The 18,319-nt window shown below is 40.9% G+C and carries 13 protein-coding genes and 1 pseudogene; 4 read left to right on the top strand and 10 right to left on the bottom strand.

Features of this window, described 5'->3' with window-relative positions:
• Window positions 1-47: 47 nt before the first annotated feature.
• Window positions 48-959, bottom strand: coding sequence for a LysR family transcriptional regulator (locus FTU62_RS15275; RefSeq protein WP_180103115.1), 912 nt, complete (start codon window positions 957-959; stop codon window positions 48-50).
• Window positions 960-1,057: 98 nt separating this feature from the next.
• Here FTU62_RS15275 and FTU62_RS15270 point away from each other — a divergent pair, with 98 nt between their 5' ends.
• The gene (locus FTU62_RS15270) at window positions 1,058-1,666 is read left to right on the top strand and encodes an FMN-dependent NADH-azoreductase (RefSeq protein ID WP_078194113.1); all 609 of its coding nucleotides are present in this window, start codon (window positions 1,058-1,060) and stop codon (window positions 1,664-1,666) included.
• A gap of 180 nt (window positions 1,667-1,846) precedes the next feature.
• A pseudogene (locus FTU62_RS15265) lies at window positions 1,847-3,039 on the top strand (ISNCY family transposase).
• Window positions 3,040-3,108: 69 nt separating this feature from the next.
• Here FTU62_RS15265 and FTU62_RS15260 read toward each other — a convergent pair.
• The 4 genes from FTU62_RS15260 to ilvD (FTU62_RS15245) form a co-directional block, all read right to left on the bottom strand.
• Entirely contained in the window at window positions 3,109-3,396 is a 288-nt protein-coding gene (locus FTU62_RS15260) for a chorismate mutase (RefSeq protein ID WP_180026224.1), read from the bottom strand.
• Window positions 3,377-4,699: a hypothetical protein gene (locus FTU62_RS15255; protein WP_180103114.1), complete on the bottom strand. Its 1,323-nt coding sequence runs from the start codon at window positions 4,697-4,699 to the stop codon at window positions 3,377-3,379. Before FTU62_RS15255 ends, FTU62_RS15260 begins: the two co-directional genes overlap by 20 nt.
• Before the next feature lie 151 nt (window positions 4,700-4,850).
• On the bottom strand, window positions 4,851-6,536 hold the full coding sequence (gene ilvD, locus FTU62_RS15250) for a dihydroxy-acid dehydratase (RefSeq protein WP_180103113.1): 1,686 nt from the start codon (window positions 6,534-6,536) through the stop codon (window positions 4,851-4,853).
• Between the two features lie 686 nt (window positions 6,537-7,222).
• Complete coding sequence (ilvD, locus tag FTU62_RS15245) at window positions 7,223-9,052, bottom strand: dihydroxy-acid dehydratase (protein ID WP_180103112.1); 1,830 nt, start codon at window positions 9,050-9,052, stop codon at window positions 7,223-7,225.
• A gap of 437 nt (window positions 9,053-9,489) precedes the next feature.
• On the opposite strand from ilvD (FTU62_RS15245), the gene fmt reads away from it, so the two are divergent.
• Both fmt and rsmB read left to right on the top strand, forming a co-directional pair.
• A complete protein-coding gene (gene fmt, locus FTU62_RS15240; RefSeq protein ID WP_180103111.1) occupies window positions 9,490-10,449 on the top strand; it encodes a methionyl-tRNA formyltransferase in 960 nt (319 codons plus the stop codon).
• A complete protein-coding gene (gene rsmB, locus FTU62_RS15235; RefSeq protein ID WP_180079291.1) occupies window positions 10,449-11,756 on the top strand; it encodes a 16S rRNA (cytosine(967)-C(5))-methyltransferase RsmB in 1,308 nt (435 codons plus the stop codon). Before fmt ends, rsmB begins: the two co-directional genes overlap by 1 nt.
• A gap of 73 nt (window positions 11,757-11,829) precedes the next feature.
• Here the strand turns inward: rsmB and FTU62_RS15230 are convergent, their stop codons facing one another.
• From FTU62_RS15230 to FTU62_RS15210, 5 genes are all read right to left on the bottom strand, one after another.
• Window positions 11,830-11,937 (bottom strand): methionine/alanine import family NSS transporter small subunit, encoded by a 108-nt coding sequence (locus FTU62_RS15230; RefSeq protein WP_078194501.1) that lies wholly within the window; start codon window positions 11,935-11,937, stop codon window positions 11,830-11,832.
• A gap of 1 nt (window position 11,938) precedes the next feature.
• Window positions 11,939-13,423: a sodium-dependent transporter gene (locus tag FTU62_RS15225; RefSeq protein WP_180103110.1), complete on the bottom strand. Its 1,485-nt coding sequence runs from the start codon at window positions 13,421-13,423 to the stop codon at window positions 11,939-11,941.
• A gap of 367 nt (window positions 13,424-13,790) precedes the next feature.
• Entirely contained in the window at window positions 13,791-14,351 is a 561-nt protein-coding gene (locus tag FTU62_RS15220; RefSeq protein ID WP_180103109.1) for a DUF1287 domain-containing protein, read from the bottom strand.
• Window positions 14,352-14,437: 86 nt separating this feature from the next.
• Window positions 14,438-15,883: an aldehyde dehydrogenase family protein gene (locus FTU62_RS15215; protein WP_257223239.1), complete on the bottom strand. Its 1,446-nt coding sequence runs from the start codon at window positions 15,881-15,883 to the stop codon at window positions 14,438-14,440.
• A gap of 361 nt (window positions 15,884-16,244) precedes the next feature.
• Window positions 16,245-17,618: an MFS transporter gene (locus FTU62_RS15210; RefSeq protein ID WP_180103107.1), complete on the bottom strand. Its 1,374-nt coding sequence runs from the start codon at window positions 17,616-17,618 to the stop codon at window positions 16,245-16,247.
• Window positions 17,619-18,319 lie beyond the last annotated feature (701 nt).

Here is an 18,319-nt window from a genome sequence, read left to right as displayed (position 1 = left end):
GAAAGATTTTGTATTACTATCAATTTAGAATTCCTCTCTTATAAATCTTATTTAATGACGCTATCTTTTTGTATTGATGAAGCTATTTTATCAATGGTAGTACGAACACGTATTGGTAAGAAATTTGATCTTTTCCATACAATTTGAATAGGATAGTTAGTACTTGAATAGTTAGTAAGTAGGTGTATTAATTGACCACTTTGTATATATTCTTGAATCAACCAGGAAGGTAACCAACCAATTCCTCCATGCATTAGTACATAATCTAATATGCTTTTTATGTCATCCATTTGAACTTTATTTTTTGGCAAATATTTCATAGTTTTATGATGAGAACTTTGAAATATCCACTTTTCAAGCTGCCCATTTTTCAAATATCCAATAGTCTGATGGTTATCTAAATCTTTGATGCTCTCAGGAACCTGGTATCTTTTTAAATATTCAGGTGTGGCACAGAGCCACATTGCATGCTCAGAAATCTTTTTAACCATTAATTGACTATTATCTTCTAAATTACCAATTCTTATCACTAGGTCATAATTATCTTCAATTAAATCAATATAACGATCATTAAAAGAAAGAACCATATTCAAATTTTGATGTTCATCTGCTAAGTCTCTTAATATCGGAACTATGAACTTTTGTCCAAATAATACAGGCATAGAGATACGTATCATTCCCTGAATATTTCGATTATTACTTTCAAATAATGTCTCAGCTATTAATAATTCTTGTACAGCCCGCTGGCTATGTTCATAGAAAATACTACCTTCTTCTGTGAGAGCTAAATGACGTGTATCCCTGTTAAAAAGTACTACTCCGAGCTGTACCTCAAGCTTTGAAATCATCTTACTGACAGCGGAACGAGTCAGATGTAATTTTTCTGATGCTTTAGTAAAACTTCCTTGTTCAACAACACTAATAAATGCCATCAAACTTTTCAGATCATTAACACGCATATTAGTTCCAATTGGGAATCAATGAGTTGATTTATTATCACTTTTGTATCCAATTTATCAATGATAATCTAATTAAAATTCATATTAGGAACCTTACTATGAACAGAATTTTAGTTATCAAATCTAGTTTTATGCAGGAAAAATCTCTAAGTAATCAGCTCATTAATAAATATTTATATAGACGTAAGCAAAGTGGTTATGTTGACCAAATAATTGAACATGATCTAGGAGCTATGAACTTACCAGTATTAAACTTAGAGATATTTAATGCCTTACGTGGAGAGGCGAATGAAAAACCTGAGGTAAAAGCAGCAGTAGCTCTCTCTGATCAATTTATTCAAGAGCTGAAAGATTGTGATCTATTATTGATTGCAGCACCAATGTATAACTTAAATGTACCAACCCAATTAAAAAACTGGTTCGACTTAATTGCACGAGCACGAGTAACTTTTCAATATACAGAAACCGCACCCGTAGGATTAATTAAAGGTGTTAAATCAATTATCTTTAGTTCACGTGGTGGTTTTCATCAAGATCTTCCAACAGATGCTGTTACAGCATATTTAATAGCAGTATTAGGATTAATTGGTATTGATAAGGTAGATTTTATATATGCTGAAGGCACTGATATTAAACCATTAGGGAAATCTAAAGCACTTGAATTAGCTTCACAGCAAATTGCTTTACAAACGAACGTAGGATTGTAAGTATATTCTTCCTTATGGCAATGAAATTATAATTTTCTATTGTTCTAAGGTTCCTATTTAACATAATGGCTGTTATATGAAATTCAGCTGTTAGAACCCATTTAAAGTGTCTATATTCTCACCAATAAAAATGTCTAGTTTATGATGGTTTAACCATCATGGGCTAGATATAAAATATAGATGCTGATCACTATGTCTGATAAAGAAATTCAACGTCTTGCTGTACTGCAAGATGTTCGAGATCATCGTATTACCCAAGTCCGTGCTTCTGAAATCCTCAATCTTTCTACCCGCCAAATTACCCGATTATTACAGAAGCTAAAGCAAGACGGTGTTTCAGGCCTGACACATGCCAGTCGTGGTCAACCTGGCCATCGTCGCCATGATGAAGCCGTAAAGTCTAAATGCCTTTCCATTATTTCTGAACATCTGCTGGGCTTTGGCCCAACCTTGGCTCATGAGAAGCTGATGAGCATGTTTGGTCTGAATATTCCTGTGGAAACGGTTCGTCGCTGGATGACTGCCAATGAGCTCTGGATTCCTCGATCCAAGCGCCTGAAGCGCCCGTATCAGCCTCGTTACAACCGGGATTGCTTTGGTGAACTGATCCAAATTGATGGCTCACACCATGACTGGTTTGAAGGACGCGCTGCTAAATGCTGTCTACTGGTGTTCATCGATGATGCCACAGGAAAATTGCAGCATTTACGCTTCTGTGCGTCAGAGTCAGCCTTTGACTATATGATTTCGACACGTTTATATATCGAACAGCATGGTAAGCCATTGGCATTTTACAGTGACAAACATTCAGTTTTTAGGGTGAATCAAAGTAGCAAGAAAGACACCAAGATTACCCAGTTTGGACGTGTTCTGAGCACTCTCAATATCGATATCATTTTCGCTAACTCCCCTCAAGCCAAAGGTCGTGTAGAACGAGCGAATAGAACACTTCAGGATCGTCTGATTAAGGAGATGCGTTTAGAAGGCATAGTTCAATTGTAGATGCCAATAAGTGGCTGCCGTGCTTTATTGAGCAATTTAATCGTAAATTCGCCAAGATGGCTTTTAATCCCAAGGATCTACATCGGCCTATCGCTGAAACAGCCGAAGAATTAGATGATGTTTTTACCTGGCGTGAACCCCGCAGGGTCACGAACAGCTTGACGATTACTTATGATAAATGCGTATATATCTTGGAAAACAGCGAAGAAAATCAAAGATTGGGTTCTGTGCTGGCACATATTCAACAACAGCATGAACAAATGGAACACCAAAACAAACGCAATCGTTCTCAAAAGATGCCACGAAGACAAGCACAGAAAACAGCGATTGAACAAAGAAATTTAAATCCTGTGCTTGACTCTTGTAGTTAAAAACAGGACATTTTAAATGGTTTATCGCATAGACATTTTAATTGGGGAATAACATCAAATCCGTCCCAACTATGGGCGGATTTCTTTCAACTCACGTTGAATAAAATGCTGAATCATATCGCGGTATAAACGTTCCACAATATCTGCATTTACACCGTGCTCTGTGGCTTGTAGACGAATTTTACTTATTACCGCTTCGACACGCTCTGGTGATTGAACATCCTGTACTGAACGCTTAAAACGCACCGCTTGATCGACATAAAACTGACGTGCTGCAATGAGCTCAATAATCCCCTGATCAATCACATCAATCTGTGCACGGGCTTGCTCTAATGACTCAACTTTTACTTTCTTCATCTTCTCTGGCTTCACTTTCAGCGGTGTTTTCACTTTTATACTTCTCTTCTAACACATTACTGAAAATACTTTCAATCATCCATACGCGGTATAAGCTATTAAATACATAGCTTTGACCTGCAATACGTAATTCTAAAACAGGAAAATCGGGCTGTGACTTCATCTCACAGTGCATATCATTTTCTTTTAATTTTTCAGCAATATCGTTAGTAGTCAGTTCAGAAATCTCTAACTCATACTGTAAGGCCTGAAAATGTGCTTTGAAGGATAAATCACGTCCTTTGGTCCATACGGCTTCCAAAATGCGATACATCACATCAATACGTTGCTCTTCAGGCGCACTGTAGTAAAGCTGTGACATAGCTAATGTCGCAGCTTCTGTAGGCCGGCAAAATGGCGTGAACTTAACTTCTGTCCGTTTAGACAGACGTGTTGCCAAACTCCAGTCAAACAAATCTCGACCGTGATACGACAATGGATACACATTCAGCTGAATATTATAATAGTCCGCCAATTCCTCACGAATATAAGCCAACAGTAACCATGAAATCGGATCTTCCATCGCGATGTAGAGATCAAGCTCAGGATCGAGTCCCTGAATTTCATTCAACTCTTCTGCATCACTGATCAGGTGCTCACGCCATTCAATATGATTGATCATAAAGATCGGGTTATCTGTCAGGAGTTTTTGTTGTTTTAAACGGCGCGTTAAACGAAGTAAATCATCTACAGCATGGTACTTACGTTCGCCAAATTCAAAATAACCCGTCAAAATTGGTAAGTCAGAAAAGATCCGTTCTGGAAAATCTTGCGCTTTATGATGACGGCTGGCCATCGCGTACAGTGTTCTCAGCTTGCCATACTGTTTTTGCCACAGCATGTGGAACACATCTTCAAGTAAATAGAGAAAGTCTTGGCCGCGTAATGGCGTATTTTTTAGAATAATTTCGGCTTGTTCTAAAGCTTCAGCGGTCGGTTGTTCAGGTGTTTCATGAAAACTAAAACGATGCTGCCGCGCTAAAATTTGGGCATCATTCAGACAATATTGTTGCCATTCTATCGAGGACATTTGATTAGGAGGTTCTGCACTCTGACGACAAATAATCACTTTTAGTGGTTTAATTTCATCACTGAGAATTTCTTCTAATTGAGGCAGCTGCTGCGCAGCCAAATAGCTATAGACATCATCCAGTCGAAGATAAACACTCAGACCTTGTTCCGTGGGTAACACCGCTTGTCGGGTCGGTTTCTGATAAAACCAACTCGATCGGATTGGATCGAACCAACGGCGTAACAGTGACATGCGTTTTTTGCCTCAAAATGATGGATTGTGCCGAACCTGCCAGCACATGCTTAAAATTCAACTTCTATTATGAAGCTGTTTTAAATGAGATATAAGCCTTGTGCAAAACTTATATCAAGTCAGGGCTGAATGTTCAATGTTTAACAATGGATTAGACGTCTAGATTTAGGTCAGTCACCGCACCTTTTTCCGCACCAGAGGTCAACTTGGCAAATTTAGCCAATGCGCCGTGGGTATAGTTTGGTTTCGGTTTGACCCAGGCCGCACGACGTGCAGAAATTTCATCCTCTGCCACATGCCAAGTCATTTCACGCGTTTCAGCGTTAATTGATATTTTATCGCCGTTTTTGACCAAGCCAATTGGGCCGCCTTCATAGGCTTCTGGTGTCACATGCCCGATCACAAAACCATGGCTGCCGCCCGAGAAACGCCCATCAGTCAACAGTGCAACAGATTGGCCTAGACCTTTACCAATAATCGCTGAAGTCGGTTTTAACATTTCCGGCATACCCGGCCCGCCTTTCGGCCCAACACCGCGGATCACCACTACTTCACCTTCTCGTACTTCGCCATCTAAAATACCGCGCATGGCACCCTGCTCACCCTCAAATACCCGCGCAGGCCCCTCAAAATACAGCCCTTCTTTACCGGTAATTTTAGCCACAGCACCTGTCGGTGATAAATTGCCTTTGAGCACTACTAAGTGCGAATCCTTTTTGATCGGTGCATCAAACGGCAGAATAATTTGTTGACCTGCAGGATAGTCTGCTACCTCCGCTAAGTTTTCCGCCAAAGTTTTGCCCGTAACGGTTAAGCAAGAACCATCGAGCATACCTGCATCCAGCATGCGCTTCATCAGCGGCTGAATACCACCAATGGCGATCAGTTCCGACATTAAATATTTACCCGATGGCCGCACATCGGCCACCACAGGAATATCTTTACCGATGCGCACAAAATCATCCAAAGACAGTTCCACGCCTGCGGTATGCGCCATGGCAATCAAATGCAGTACGCCATTGGTTGACCCACCTAAGGCAATTAGCACTTTAATCGAGTTTTCAAAAGCAGCTTTGGTCATAATGTCGCGCGGCTTAATATCTAAACGCAGCAGGTTCATCACGGCTTCACCTGCGCGTTGGCAATCGGCAATTTTATCCGCGGATACCGCTTCCTGTGCTGAAGACCCCGGCAAGCTCATGCCCAGTGCTTCAATCGCTGAAGCCATCGAATTGGCCGTGTACATACCACCGCATGAACCCGGCCCCGGCAGCGCGACTTCTTCAATCTGCTTCACTTGAATTTCATTGATTTCGCCTTTGGCATGCTGACCCACTGCTTCAAATACCGAAATCATGTCGGTATGCCCTGCTCCGGGTTTGATGGTGCCACCATAAATAAACAGGCCCGGACGGTTTAATCGCGCCAAACCCATGATACAGCCCGGCATGTTCTTGTCGCAGCCGCCTATGGCAATTACGCCATCATAGGCCTGACAGCCCACTACGGCTTCAATGGAATCGGCAATGATTTCCCTCGATAGCAATGAATACTTCATGCCTTCTGTACCGTTGGATATACCGTCAGAAATGGTGATGGTATTAAAAATAATGCCTTTCCCGCCTGCAGCATTCACCCCCTTTTCAGCTTCACGCGCCAAGCCATCAATATGCATATTACACGGCGTGACATTGGCCCAAGTCGAGGCAATGCCTATAAATGGGCGCTTAAAGTCGGCATCTTGGAAGCCCGTGGCACGCATCATGGAACGTGCAGGCGCATTTTCTATGCCGTCATAAACAGGTGCTGAATGTTCGCGGATATTATTTTTACTCATTGTTCTTCCTTGGCGATGGCTGATTTTGGCTTCAGCTTTGGCGGGTTCTTTTAAATTTATTGTATAGAAAGCGCTCGGCATGTAAAAGAAATTACATCTCAACAAAAGAGATTTTTAGCGCATGCAATACCATTCAATCACATGACAAAGCGACATGGATGTCGCTGTTTTCCTGTATGGCAGGGATACCATATCAGGAGAACAAAAGATTTTGTTACTTTTGATCTTTCAAAAGTAAGGGATTGCCTACACAAAGCCACATAAATTATAGCTACTATTCGAGGCTGTCTTTTTAGAATTTTAATGAAATCCACTAATTATTAAATTTTATTTAGTTGCTTCAAGAAACATTATATTTAATCAGATTAAGAAATCTATAACTTAGAATTATTGTCCCATTATTTCATTTAAAAGCTGATTACAGCGGAGTCTTACCTCTATAAAAGCTAATTTTCGGAGCTCGTATGTTACTTTTGTTTCGGCAAAAGTAACCAAAACCATTTGTCATCCGCAAAACTCGGCAACTGTTTGCAACTAAAAAATTGATCGCAGAAACATCCACTTTTAAATTACCGTTTGCCTCAAACAGTTGCAGATGACGTTTCCTCGTATCCAATGCAAGTTATGTAGATGTAAATTAAAAAAGCACTCCATGTGGAGTGCTTTTTTATTTGGAGATCTAAAATTTAGATTTCACGTACTGCGCCTTTCGCCGCACTTGTGGTATGCATTGCATAGGCTTTCAATGCTTTCGAAATTTTGCGTGGACGCTCTTCAACTGGATGCCAACCTTTGGCTTCTTGCGCTGCACGGCGAGCAGCCATGGTTTCTTCATCAACAGCTAAGTTGATGGTACGGTTTGGAATATCGATTTCAATTAAATCACCATCTTCCACCAAACCAATTGCACCGCCTTCTGCTGCTTCAGGTGAAACGTGACCAATAGACAGGCCTGACGAACCGCCCGAGAAACGACCGTCAGTCAATAATGCACATTCTTTGCCTAGACCTTTCGATTTTAAGTAGCTGGTTGGGTACAACATTTCTTGCATACCCGGACCACCACGTGGGCCTTCATAGCGAATCACAACCACATCACCGGCTTTGATTTCATTACCCAAGATCGCCTCTACTGCTGAATCTTGGCTTTCAAACACACGTGCAGTACCGTTGAATTTCAAGATTGAATCATCTACACCCGCAGTTTTTACGATACAACCATCGAGCGCAATGTTGCCGTAAAGCACAGCTAAGCCACCGTCTTTCGAGAACGCATGTTCAGCATTACGGATCACGCCATTTTCACGGTCGCCGTCTAAACGTGAGTAGTAACGGTCTTGTGAGAATGCAGTTTGAGTCGGTACACCACCTGGTGCTGATTTAAAGAATTTATACACTTCTTCATCTTCAGTACGGATGATGTCCCATTTATCCAAAGCATCTTTAAGTGTTGCTTCGTGAACAGTACCTACAGATGTGTCCAATAAGCCTGCACGGTCTAATTCACCGAGAATGGACATGATGCCGCCCGCACGGTGTACATCTTCCATATGCACGTCGTTTTTCGCAGGTGCAACTTTACACAGAACAGGCACTTTACGAGACAAACGGTCAATGTCGTCCATCGTGAAATCAACGCCAGCTTCATTGGCTGCAGCCAACAAGTGTAGAACGGTATTGGTTGAACCACCCATCGCGATGTCTAAAGTCATGGCATTTTCATACGAGGCTTTGGTCACCATTTCACGTGGCAATACGCTGTAATCATCTTGTTCATAATGACGTTTAGCCAATTCAACAATTAAAGAGCCTGCGCGTTCGAATAATTTTTTACGGTTTGCATGTGTTGCCAGTGTAGAACCGTTACCCGGTAAAGACAGGCCCAATGCTTCTGTTAAGCAGTTCATTGAGTTTGCGGTGAACATACCTGAGCATGAACCGCAAGTTGGGCATGCAGAGCGTTCGTATTCTGCTACTTCTTCATCGGTATAGTTGTCATCTGCAGCCACAATCATGGCATCAATTAAGTCGATGGCTTTGTCGTTGCCACGGATTTTAACTTTACCCGCTTCCATTGGACCACCAGAGACAAATACCACTGGAATGTTCAAACGCATTGCCGCCATCAACATCCCTGGAGTAATTTTGTCACAGTTGGAAATACATACCATGGCATCGGCACAGTGCGCGCTCACCATGTATTCTACTGAGTCTGCAATCAAGTCACGTGAAGGCAATGAATACAACATGCCATCATGACCCATCGCAATACCGTCATCGACTGCAATGGTATTGAACTCTTTAGCTACACCGCCTGCTTGCTCAATTTGACGCGCCACGAGTTGACCAAGGTCTTTAAGATGAACGTGACCCGGTACAAATTGAGTAAATGAGTTCACGACGGCAATAATTGGTTTACCGAAGTCTTCATCTTTCATACCAGTTGCGCGCCATAAGCCGCGCGCACCCGCCATATTTCTTCCGTGTGTCGATGTTTTTGAACGATAGTCAGGCATTTTATATTTCCAACAAAGTTTGAGCTTGAAATGAATCCTACAGATTCACTCTGGCTAAATCATACTGACAATGATGTAAAATCAGTCGAATTTTAAACCTATCATACACCAAGCCATTGTTTTTAAAGATGGCTTTTTAAGCTGAGATTTGGGCAGATGGGTCTATAAATAAAACCGAGTGATTTGACGACAAAAATCTTTTAACTGAAATCTACTATACCGCCATCAATGGCTGCACAATACAAAACTTTCATGAATAATTTTTAAATTTTATATAAATATAATTTATTTAAAAATTGCAAATTTGCGATTTTGGGTTATGAAATCATTGAGCTTGGACAGCTTCAAAGTTGCAAAAATCAATTTCTAATGTTCTAAATTACGCATTAATCATTTGCTATAATCCACATATTCAACACAGATTCGGTTCATTCATTTTGAAAATCATCTTTGCCGGTACGCCAGAATTTGCCGCAACAGCACTAGCTGCATTGCTCAACACACAACATGAAATTGTTGCGGTATACACTCAACCTGACCGCAAAGCTGGACGTGGACAAAAACTCACAGCTTCTGCCGTAAAGCAATTGGCTTTAAAGCACCATATTCCTGTTTACCAACCCCTTCATTTCAAATCATCGACTGAAGAAGGTTTAGCCGCACAAGCTGAATTAGCCGCTTTAAATGCCGATGTTATGGTGGTTGCAGCCTATGGTTTGATCTTGCCGCAAGTCGTGCTAGATACCCCGAAATATGGTTGCCTGAATATTCATGGTTCATTGCTGCCACGTTGGCGCGGTGCAGCACCGATTCAACGTGCCATCGCAACAGGTGATATTGAAACAGGTGTCACCATTATGAAAATGGCAGCCGGACTCGATACTGGCGACATGATGTATAAAACCATCTGCCCGATTGAAGCAACGGATACCTCTGCAACTTTGCATGACAAACTTGCAGAGCAAGGTGCAACTGCAATTGCTGCCGTTTTAGACACTGAACAAACATTGCAGCAATATTTAGACAGCCGTGAAGTCCAAGACGAAGCATTAACAGTTTATGCACATAAGCTTTCAAAAGCCGAAGCAAAAATTGATTGGTCCATCGATGCCGTACAAATTGATCGTAACATTCGCGCCTTTAATCCGTGGCCGGTAGCATTTATTCAGTTGAATGAACAAAACAACTTACGTGTTTGGCATTCTGAACTTTCTGCTGTGTCTGCACCGAACGCTCAAGCAGGTGAAATCATTGCCATCGACAAAAAAGGCATACACGTTGCCTGTGCCAATGGCAGCGTGATTATTTTGACCTCTTTACAATGGCCGGGTGCTAAACCACTCAACCCTGTACAAATTTTACAAACCCAAAAATTGACTATTGGACAAATTTTATAATGAAGCAATCTCCCAACGCCTCGACCCGAGACCTTAATTTACGTGCTCAGGTAGTGAAGACGTTATTGGCTGTCCAAAATGGTCAATCGCTGCAATCGGTACTCGCGCAGCAAATGAATATCGTGTCAGATAAAGACCGTGCGTTATTCCATGAATTGGTGCTCGGTTGTTTACGTCAATGGTATGCATTGAAACAATTGACTTTACCATTACTGTCTAAACCAGTAGATAACCAAGTGGTTGAAACCTGTTTATACCTTGGTTTGTACCAATTATTGTGTACCCGTGTCGCGGCTCACGCTGCAATTTCTGAAACGGTGGAAGCTGCAAAACAATTGGGTATGGGAAGTCTAAGTGGCTTAATCAACGCAATTTTGCGCCGTGCAACACGTGAAACAGAACAGTTCTACGACGTGCTTGAACAAGCCACAAATCTACCAAGTTGGTTAACCAAACGCCTGAAAAAAGACTGGGGCGAACAATTTGACGAGCTCAGCTATGAGCTTAAGCAAATTGCACCACTGACTTTACGTGTCAATACACGCCAAGTGAGCCGTGATGAATACCTTGATATTTTGGAAGATGAAGGCATCGATGCACATCGCTGTGAACTCTCTAATGTCGGTATTGTGATGGACGAAAGCCTACATATTCCAAGCTTACCGGGCTTTGAAGCTGGTGGTTTTTCAGTACAAGATGAACATGCTCAGCTGTGTGCAACACTATTACCAAATCTCGATGGTAAATTCGTGATTGATGCATGTGCTGCGCCGGGTGGTAAAACCGCACATATTTTAGAGACCTTCCAACCGAAGAAACTCATCGCATTGGATCAAGATGAGAAGCGCCTGAAACGTGTGGTTGAAAACCTTGATCGTTTGGATCTCGATGGTAAACATGTTGAAATTCAGACTGCCGATGCCATCACCTATACTGCTCCTGAACTTGCTGATTGTATCGTGCTCGATGCCCCATGTACTGCTGTCGGTGTAATGCGTCGTCATCCTGATATACGTTTACTACGTCAATCGGGCGACATTGCAAAAACTGTAGTGTTACAAAAACAAATTTTGGAAAACATGTGGAAGCAGCTTAAAGTCGGCGGCACGCTGCTTTATATCACATGCTCGATTTTAAAAGCTGAAAATGAACAGCAAATGGTTGAGTTCTTTGCCAATCATGCCGATGCCCAAGAAATTAAAATTGAAGCGGATTGGGGTGTTGAACAAATCCATGGTCGTCAATTGTTCCCGAAAGTGGGTTATGGCGATGGCTTCTTCTACTGCCGCATTCAAAAAACAGCTTAATCTACAATAGAATTTGCTTTTTAGTACCACATAAAAAAGGAACCCTCGGGTTCCTTTTTATCAACGATGAAGTTTAATCTTCTTCATCTGGATGTTTTGCTAAATGAATCGACGCTAAGATCAAACCGCCCCAAAGTAAAACCATTGAAATGATCATCATGATTAATGCAGATGTATTCATGTTATTTCTCCTCAGGGTTTTTGTCTTTCATGCAACTAAATACAATCGCACCAAGCATAAAGAATGCAATGACCACACCAGCAACAGGCAATAACACGTCTACTGGATAACCACCATAGCCTTTAGATGCAACGTCTTTAATGGTTAAGCCTAAAGCTACTAATAATGAAAGCGGAGTAACAACCGTTAATAAGAAGTTCCAACCAAAGCCCAATTTGATACTTGAATATTGATTCACATGATCACGTAATTGCGCAAGCAATGGACGACGGAACCACGACACCAAGATAATCGAGAACAAACCACCCGCTACGATACCAATGTTATTAGCAAAGTAGTCAATGATGTCAACGAAAGTAATTGCACTGTGGGTTGAGAAAATTAAGGTTGATACAATGGCAGAACCACCTGCCACAATCGTTACGGCTTTTTTACGTGACCAGCCGAATTTATCTTGGAACGACGCGATTGGCACTTCCAAAATACTCACCATTGACGTTATACCCGCAACTGCAAGTGATGAGAAGAACAAGAAACCAAATAAATCACCGCCCGTACCCAAGCTCGAAATGATTTTCGGGAAAGCAATGAAGGCCAAGCCAATACCACCTGAAACAACTTCATTTACAGGTACACCTGCACTATGCGCCATAAAGCCCAATGCTGCAAAAATACCAATACCCGCTAAGATTTCAAATGATGAGTTAGCTAATGCAACCACAACACCTGAACCAGTCAAGTTGGTTTTTGCTTTTAAGTAAGACGCATAGGTCAACATGATCCCGAAACCAATTGATAACGAGAAGAAGATATGACCAAAGGCTGCTAACCATACTTTATAGTCAGTCATCGCATCCCAATTTGGTGTAAAGAATGCATTTAGACCTTCTGTAGCACCCGGTAAACGCACTGCTTGAATCACTAAAATCGAGAACAAAATCACCAACAATGGAATAAAGATTTTATTCGAAAGCTCTACACCCTTCTTCACACCACCATATAAAATGAACATGGTAATCACCCAAACAATCACCAATCCAAAAAATAAGGTCGGTACAAAACCAAAGGCAATTCCATCGGCATTTTGCAAGTAGGTATTAAAGAAGAAGCCTTGCGTATCTTCACCCCATTTTTGACCAATTGAGTAGAAAATATAACTGCCGGCCCATGACAATACGCTGGCATAGTAGATCCCGATGATGAGTGTCACCATCACTTGCCACCAGCCTAATGCCTCACTGTTCATAAGTTTTTTATATGCAGTAGGCGGTGCTTTTCGGAATTTATGCCCCACTGCATAATCTAAGAATAATAAAGGCAAACCCGCTGCAAAAATTGCAATTAAATAGGGAATTAAAAATGCACCGCCACCATTTTCATACGCCACGTAAGGGAAACGCCAAATGTTTCCCAAACCTACAGCGGAACCAATAGCGGCAATGATAAATCCTGATCGTGCCGACCAGTTTTCACGATTATCTGACATAGAACACCTAAACCTCAGGCATCTTTAACTGCTGCTTGTTATGGTTATATCGCGAGCAAAAAAAGAACCATAAAAATAAAATTCTGGGTGTTTGATCTGGTGAGATACCTTGTGAGCGTCTATACCAAATTGCAAACAGAAAAATCACATGCGCATTTTGGTTAAAAACACCACAAATAACTTTCCCTTTGTATGAATTAACAATACTCACTTTTTTTAAGTTTTTCTGTAATTTCTACGGAAAATATTCCATTTTTATAATGTGTTTAGGCTTAAATGTTCATTTAATCAGCTTATTTTTCATACAATTTAAGTTATCAATAATATAACTTTTAGGAATATTTTATTTCCAATTAAATTTTTAAAGTTATTTCACTCGATAATGTCCGGTAATTTGATAGGCATGCAAAATATCTTCTTCCTGTGTGCCCTCTCCAATATTATGGATAATCAGCGGAACACCGCTAGCTTTCACTTTACGATCTGAAACCACACCGATATGCACTAAACCACGCCCTAAGTCCCAAGTGACAATATCTCCGGCCAAATACTGCTTATCTTTGACAACAAAGCCCTGACGTAGCATCCAGGTTTGAATATTGGGAACACGCCGATGATCAATATTTTTATCTGTTCCTTTTAAGCCCCATTTTTGTGGATACTGCTTAAAATTGGCTTTCATATCTTCATGAATGGCTTGTTGTAAATCAATTCCTTGCTGTCGTAATGCACGAATTACCACGTCGGTACAAACACCCTTGATTAAAGGGACATCTCCCATCGGATAACGCAGTGCAGTATACGCAGGATCATAATATAAGGTTTTCCCAATCTGACTGCGTGCATCCGTCACCATTTGAGTGGCGTTAAAGGCAAAGACAGCCATATTCACGGTCATCAAACTGACCAATAATAAAATTCTTTTCATTTTTTCTTATGCACTTTAGGTTTTTGAAATGATTAAAAAATGGGCTTCGAACAGATCCATACTGAACCAAGCCCAAGTTTAAACTGCTACAGTTTTATCGCCAATACGCGTTCTTCTTGCATATCTCGAATGGCAGACTGAATTCCTTCACGGCCTAAGCCAGAATCTTTTACGCCACCATATGGCATGTTATCAACACGGAAAGATGGAATGTCATTAATAATCACTCCACCGACCTCTAAGTGATTCCACGCATACAACATTTTATTCAAATTTTGCGTATAGATGCCCGCCTGTAAACCAAAACGGCTGCTATTAATTTTGGCGATACCTTTTTCAAAGTTTTTGTATTTCTCTAAAATCGCTACAGGGCCAAAGATTTCATCTTTATACACTTCTAGCGATTCATCGACATTTTCTAATAAAATTGGATCGAGCAAAGCCCCCTGATGTTCACCACGAACCAATGCTTTGGCACCTTTTTTTACTGCTTTATCGACCCATTTATGCACGCGTGTTGCTTCTGCTTCCTTAATCATTGGACCGACCATGGTGCTTTCCAACTGTGGATCAGCCGCTTTAAGCTCCTTCATTCTCGCCACGAGTTTTTTCTTCACATCGGCATAGATATCAGCATGCACCAAGATGCGTTGTACGCTGATACACACCTGCCCTGCATGGTTATACGCCCCACCGACTAAGCGTTCAATAAATGCCGCTGAAATTTCAGTATCAGGCTCAACCAATACCGCAGCATTACCGCCAAGTTCTAAAGTCACTTTTTTACGTCCCGCACGCGCTTTCATATCCCAACCAACCACATCTGAACCGGTAAAGCTGAGCAGTTTAAATCGGTCATCTGTGACCAAGACATCTGCATGTTCACGTGGACAAGGTAAAACTGAAAAAGCACCTTTAGGTAAATCCGTTTCTGCCAAAACTTCCGCAATTTTTAAAGCTGAAATAGGCGTCAAACTTGCAGGCTTCAACACAAATGGACAGCCTGCGGCAATGGCAGGTGCAATTTTATGCGCAGTCAGATTGATCGGAAAATTAAACGGGCTGATCAACGATACAGGACCAATTGGCACATGTTTGACCATGCCTTGATAGCCAGATGCCGCTGCGGTAACCGCCAATGGGATCATGCGACCATCATCCATCTGTGTGACAGCATCGGCAGCAATTTGAAAGGTATTAATTAAACGTTCAACTTCAGCAGCTGCGGCTTTACGCGGTTTTCCACCTTCCGCAATTAAAATTTCAGTCAATTCTGCACGCATTTCATTAAAACGTTTAACACAGTGCAGTAAGATTTTTTGTTTTTGAAAAGGTTCCAATGCCGCCATTGCAGCGCTAGATTTAACCGCTGAATCAATGGCTTTTTCAATGGTTGCAGCATCTGCGAGTGCAACGCGTGCATATACGTCTTGGGTATATTTTTGATTCACTTCTAACCACTGATCGGTAGTCACTGCTTTACCTGCAACATAGAGCGGATAATCTTTTATATCTTGTACGGCTTTGGACATGATGATATTTCCATGATCTTGAGACATTATTGATAAATGTGAATAAATCTATGCTCTCTATCATGCGCTGACTGAGCACAGAGTTCACTATATTTAAGTAACAAAATGAACCACAAGCCTCAAACTTGATTACTTATACGCCCTGAACTTCATCCCCTATTTTCAAACCTCTGCTTGCACTGAAAAACGTATGATCGAGTCTCTATATAACAATGACATTAAATTAGAAAAGTTATTTAAAATAAAAAATCTCATTATTTATCATAATATTAATAAATTCTTCAAAACTAAATTAATAATAAAAAATGTGAATACAACATGAAAAAAGCCCATCAAATGACGGGCTTTTTAAATCTATGATTTAGCTATACGAACGTTGTGTTTTCACTGAAGCCTTATTCACATTTTCTAAAGCGTCAACCTCTTCATCCGTTTGCGCTTTGCGAATAAAGAACACTGCAATCGCTGCGATCACCACTGGAATTCCCACGGCCATAAAGTTAATTTGATGTGGCAATTCTTGTGATAATAAATAGCCGATCAGAATCGGACCAACAATCGCACCTGTACGCCCCACAGCAGATGCCCAACCAATTCCTGTCGAACGAACAGACAGCGGATAATACTGTGCAACATAGCTATAGAGTAAGATTTGAGAACCAATTGCTGATGCACCTGCGACTGCAACCAACAGGTAGATCACAGGCTGTGGAGAATTAAAGCCGAGTAAAGATAATGCCACAGCACCTGCCAGACATAATGTAATGATCACCGGTTTTAAATGGAACTTATCCGCTAAGATACCTCCCCCAATCGTACCAATTACCGCACCAATGTTCATCGCCAAGAGGAACGTCAAACTGCTACCTAATGAATAACCTGCGGCCATCATTAGTTTTGGTAACCAACTACCTAATGCATACAGGGTTAATAGACACATAAAGAAGCATAGCCAAAACAACATCGTACTTATGCCACGACCTTGCTTATACAATGCTCTAACAGACGCTCCACCCGGAACAGCAACTTCAGTCAGTTCAAGTTGAGTATTTGCAGTCACCGTTTGCTCTGGTGCAATGGTTTGAATCATCCTACGAGCTTCATCGTGACGATTCGCCTTCACCAAAAATGTGAGCGATTCAGGTAAAAATTTCCAAGCAAACGGCAACAGTAACAGTGGAATACCCGCAATGAAGAACATGATTTGCCAGCCATAATCCGCAGTAAACCATGAACCAAATAGAGCGGCCATGATGCCACCCATTGCATAACCACTGAACATAGTGGTCACTAAAGTACTGCGTAGATGCTTAGGTGCATATTCAGACGTCAATGCCACAAGGTTCGGTAATACTCCACCAATGCCAAGTCCAGCAATAAAACGTAAAGCACCAAATTCAGTAGGATTTGATGCAAAACCACCTAAAAATGTGAATGTACTGAATAAAAATACACAGATCATGATGACTTTTTTACGGCCAATCTTATCAGCCAAAGTACCAAACATCATGGCACCAAACATCATCCCTGCAAGTGCTGTACTCGCTAGCATACCTGCTTGAACAGCTGTTAATCCCCAGTCTTTCATCAATAAAGGCAGCGCAACACCATTGATCGCTAAGTCGTAGCCATCAAATAAAATAAGAATTAGACACCACATCATGATGCTGAAATGCGATTTTGTGAACTTAGCGTTATCGACAACGCTATTCACATTCATTGTGCTTGTAGACATTGAACCTCACCTCCAATTGTGAGTTTTATTTTTCGCTACAATGCCGTTTTTCAATGTAAATTGTCCAAAATTACAAAGGTATAGACCCATACCTTTCAGATATATCTATGTCGTTTGGGAATAAAATGTCATAAAAACTTAGATATTTTTGAAATATTTATACATAAAAAAATCGATGGACTGCGGGTCTAGTTTTAATAATGATTAATTATCAATGTGTTATTAGAAGCTAAACCACAATCAGACGATAGATTATTTGATATGAAAATTGTCAGAATAAAACTCAAATTTTATAGAAAAAAATCGCAGTTCTACGATCTAAGTCGTAGATTTCTAAATCATAAGTCATCAGCCATCACTTAAGTCGATAATTAGACATTTAAACTGTTGTTTTAGCTGACTTACATTCATGTTTTCCGACATTTTTAAGCTGAGAATTCCCTCAATTAATGATTTTTAAATGCGTTTATTGTCTAATAATCATCCATGTTTAGATAATTCAAGCCACAATCTATCAATATTTTTATCATCTCCCTGTTTTGTGCTTCTGCTTTTCTTCGCCCCTTTTTTCCCCGCATAAAAAAACACCCCCTGCACGAGTCAGGGGGTGTTTCGAATAATGAGCTGGCGATGACTTACTCTCACATGGGTAACCCCACACTACCATCAGCGCTAAGAGGTTTCACTTCTGAGTTCGGGAA

This window comes from Acinetobacter sp. YH12126 (genome assembly GCF_013418745.1).
Lineage (GTDB): Bacteria > Pseudomonadota > Gammaproteobacteria > Pseudomonadales > Moraxellaceae > Acinetobacter > Acinetobacter amyesii.
Note: the sequence above shows the minus strand (reverse complement) of the source record. Positions and strands in the feature narration are given on the sequence as shown.